3 protein-coding genes are annotated in these 3,376 nt (G+C 66.4%); 1 reads left to right on the forward strand and 2 read right to left on the reverse strand.

Annotated features, from left to right (window positions below):
* Window positions 1–69 precede the first annotated feature (69 nt).
* Window positions 70–1,047 (reverse strand): magnesium transporter CorA family protein, encoded by a 978-nt coding sequence (locus BRAS3809_RS23035; protein ID WP_008964443.1) that lies wholly within the window; start codon window positions 1,045–1,047, stop codon window positions 70–72.
* A 347-nt stretch (window positions 1,048–1,394) separates the two neighbouring features.
* Between BRAS3809_RS23035 and BRAS3809_RS23040 the strand changes: the two genes are divergently transcribed.
* Window positions 1,395–2,075 (forward strand): L,D-transpeptidase, encoded by a 681-nt coding sequence (locus BRAS3809_RS23040; protein WP_008964444.1) that lies wholly within the window; start codon window positions 1,395–1,397, stop codon window positions 2,073–2,075.
* 147 nt (window positions 2,076–2,222) lie between these two features.
* On the opposite strand, the gene BRAS3809_RS23045 is transcribed toward BRAS3809_RS23040, so the two are convergent.
* Window positions 2,223–3,371, reverse strand: a complete 1,149-nt coding sequence (locus BRAS3809_RS23045; protein ID WP_008964445.1) for an extensin family protein — start codon at window positions 3,369–3,371, stop codon at window positions 2,223–2,225.
* Window positions 3,372–3,376 lie beyond the last annotated feature (5 nt).

Below are 3,376 nucleotides of genomic sequence, written 5' to 3' on the forward strand. Positions count from 1 at the left end.
GAAACGGAATAGCACCGCTCCTGGATGGCATGAGACTGGGCGCAGAGCGCAGCTTTCAATGCGGCTGCACTACAGCCATTTCTTGATCTTGAAGATGTAGTACGGAACGATCGCGGCGATCAGCATCAGCACGAGCGCCATCGGATATCCGTGCGTCCATTCGAGCTCCGGCATGATCTTGAAGTTCATGCCGTAGATCGACGCGATCAGGGTCGGCGGCATCAGCACCACCGCCATGACCGAGAACAGCTTGATGATATTGTTCTGCTCGAGATTGACGACGCCGAGCATCGCGTCCAGCACGAAGGTGATCTTGCCGGCGAGATAGGAGGCGTGATCGGTCAGCGAGGCGACGTCGCGCTGCATCGTCTTGAGCTGCTCGCGCATGTCCTTCGACCATTTCACTCCCTCGACGACCGCCGACAGGAAGGTGACGAGCCGGCCGATGGAGACGAGGCTTTCGCGCACCTTCGAGGTGAGGTCGCCCTTGCGGCCGATCGCGATCAGGATCTGCGAATATTGCTTGGCGTGGCCGTGCCGCTCGTTGTTGGGCTCGAAGATCTCGTGGCTGACCTGGTCGATGTCGGCGCCCACGCGCTCGAGAATGTCGGCGCAGCGGTCGATCACGGCGTCGAGCAGCTCCATCAGCACCATCTCGCCGGTGATCCCCGGCGCGCAGCTGCGGGCGAGCTTCGCTTCGACCACCGCGAACGGCCGCGGCTGGTCGTAGCGCACGGTCACCAGGCGATGACCGGCCAGGATGAACGTCACCGCCGTCGTCCGGGGCATGTCGGTGTCGGAGTGGCACATCAGGGTCGCCGTCATGTAGCGGGCGCCGTTCTCGATGTAGAGCCGGCTGGAGATCTCGATCTCCTGCATGTCCTCCCGCGTCGGGACGGCGATCCCGGCCCACTGTTCGACGGCGCGGTCCTCGGCGCCGCTCGGGTTGACCAGGTCGACCCATACCGCGGTGTCCGGCAGGGCTGCGGGATCGGTGACGGCCGCCTTCTTGAGCGAGGACTCGGACGGGACGAACACCGAGAACATGAACGAGACTCCGAATCGCGAAAGGTGGTTTCCGGGGGCTTAGCGGCGGGATGCTGCCGCCTTGTGACGCAGCTTGCCGGCAGGGTCCATCGGCTTTTGATGCCAACGGCCCTTCGCTCGATCCCGAACGCTCCGGGAGTCGGCTCACCGTGCTCTCCGAAGCACAGCTGTGGATGGCGGGCCGAGACTTTGCGGCAAAAAAGCAACAATCGCGGCGCTGCAGCGTACCTTGTGCGTGTATCGGCTGGAATCGGGATCGATTTTGACGATAATGGGACCAGTGGAATCGCGCTGCAGTGGTGCGGCCGTGTCATTGCAACGTCAGCTGTCAATTGGAAATTGGTGACATGTCGCTGAAGGTGAAACTTGGACTCCTGGCCGCCGGCCTGATGCTGTCGGGCTGCATGCAGGCCACGACCTATGAGGCGACCAACGCCCAGGCCTTCAAGCCGAAGGACAAGGAGCTTCTTGCGAAGATCCGCTACACCAACACTCCGGTTGCGGAACCCTTCCGCCGGGCGATCGTCGAATATCATCGCAAGGAAGCGCCGGGTTCGATCGTCGTCGATTCCGATAGCCACTACCTCTATTACGTGCTCGATGGCGGCAAGGCGATCCGCTACGGCATCACCGTCGGCGAGGAAGCCATGGCGTGGTCGGGCATCGCCAAGGTCGGCGCCATGACCGAATGGCCGGCCTGGCATCCGACCAAGGGCGAGATCGAGCGCCTGGGCGTCCCGACGTTCGTCGCCCCGGGTCCGGACAATCCGATGGGCTCGCGCGCGATGTACCTCTATGCCAACGGCAAGGACACGCTGTTCCGCATCCACGGCACCAACCAGCCGGAATATATCGGCGCCTCGATCTCCTCAGGCTGCATCCGTTTGACCAACGAGGATGCGATCGACCTCTACAACCGGGTCAAGGTCGGCACCATCGTCGTCGTGCTGGATCCGAAGAAGGGCGATTCGCCCTACAAGCCGCAGATGGCCCTGCAGGGTGGCGGCACCTACGCGGCGATGCAGTAAGCATCGCGGCCAACGGAATCAAAAGCCGAGAAACGCGTTTATCAGCCTTCTGCAAAGGCGCCGGTCCTCCGGCGCCTTTTTGTTTGGCCGGCCTGTTTGTTTGGCCGGCCTGTCCGACTGACGGATCGCGTTGGTCGTCCGCCCCGGTCAGGACCTCGTCTTGTGCTTCTTCTTGCTGCCCTTGGCCGGCGCAGGCTGTGGGACGGGAGGCGGCGCGGCCGGCTCGCTCTCATCGGCCTCGGAGGCGGCTGCGTCGCCGGAACCAGACTCGGCCGGCGCCGCGTGCGATGCGTCGGGCTCCGCGGCCCGGCCCGCCGCGCGGCTGGCCCCCTTGCCCGCCCGACCCGCCTTGTCCTCGTCGTCGGCCTCCGCCGTCTCGCGGGGCGGCGCCTCGTCCGGACGCATCGCCGGCATCAAGGGCGCGATCTTCGGCAGCGGGTCGAGCACGTCCCATTGGCAGATTCGGTAGTTGCTGCGCCGCTCGGCGAGATCGAGGTGGATATGATCCTCGTGATACCAGTCGCTGTCCGGACCGAGCACGGTCGCGAACTGCGCGCAGACGGAATGCAGCACCGCCTCGCGCAGGTCGCGCGGCTGGGTGCGGTCGGTCAGTTCGATCATCCGACCGTCCGCCAGTTTGAAGCCGCGCACGTCGAGCGCGTTGGCACGGCCGTGCTCCGACATCTGCGCGCCCGCGATGTTGTTGCGGCCGCGGCACTGGTACGAATCGTAATTGTCGAGCGACGCGATCGGGCTGCCGAGGCGGGCCGCGAGCGGGGCCAGATCGCCGCGCACCCAATTGGCGATCGCGGTCGCCATCGTGCAACGCATCGTCGCGGCCGGAGTCAGCGCCACGCGCCGCTTGTCCGGCAGAACCACCGCTTCCAGCCGCACCAGGTCGTCGCCACCGCATGCGCCCGGCCCCTTGATCGGCGGGATCGTAGGCGCGATCGCGATGTCCTCGGTGAGCGCGACGCGGCAGGCGGAGAGTTGCGGCGCCGGCGGCGCCTTCGCCTGCTTTGCGCCATCCTTGCCCGGCTCCGGACCTTCGTCCTTTGCGCCCTCCTTTGGGCCGTCCCGGCCAGCTTCTTTCGCCGGCTCGCGGGAGACGGGCTGCGGCGCCGCCTCCGGGCGCGGCCGCGGCAACGGCACGGCGGCCAGCGGGGACACCGGCTGCGCTGCGGGCGCAGGCCCGCCGTGTTGGTGCGCGGAGCCGCCGTCCCGGGATCGCGCATCCACGGGCGCGGGGATCATGACCCAGCTCAAGGCGAGCGCGGCGGCGGCCGCGCTAACCATCGAGC

This window comes from Bradyrhizobium sp. STM 3809 (genome assembly GCF_000239795.1).
Taxonomy (GTDB): domain Bacteria; phylum Pseudomonadota; class Alphaproteobacteria; order Rhizobiales; family Xanthobacteraceae; genus Bradyrhizobium.

Bases quoted from the DNA above. Each gene is read 5' to 3' on its own strand.
- BRAS3809_RS23035 (WP_008964443.1), bottom strand. From the start codon at position 1,047: ATGTTCTCGGTGTTCGTCCCGTCCGAGTCCTCGCTCAAGAAGGCGGCC.
- BRAS3809_RS23040 (WP_008964444.1), top strand. From the start codon at position 1,395: ATGTCGCTGAAGGTGAAACTTGGACTCCTGGCCGCCGGCCTGATGCTG.
- BRAS3809_RS23045 (WP_008964445.1), bottom strand. From the start codon at position 3,371: ATGGTTAGCGCGGCCGCCGCCGCGCTCGCCTTGAGCTGGGTCATGATC.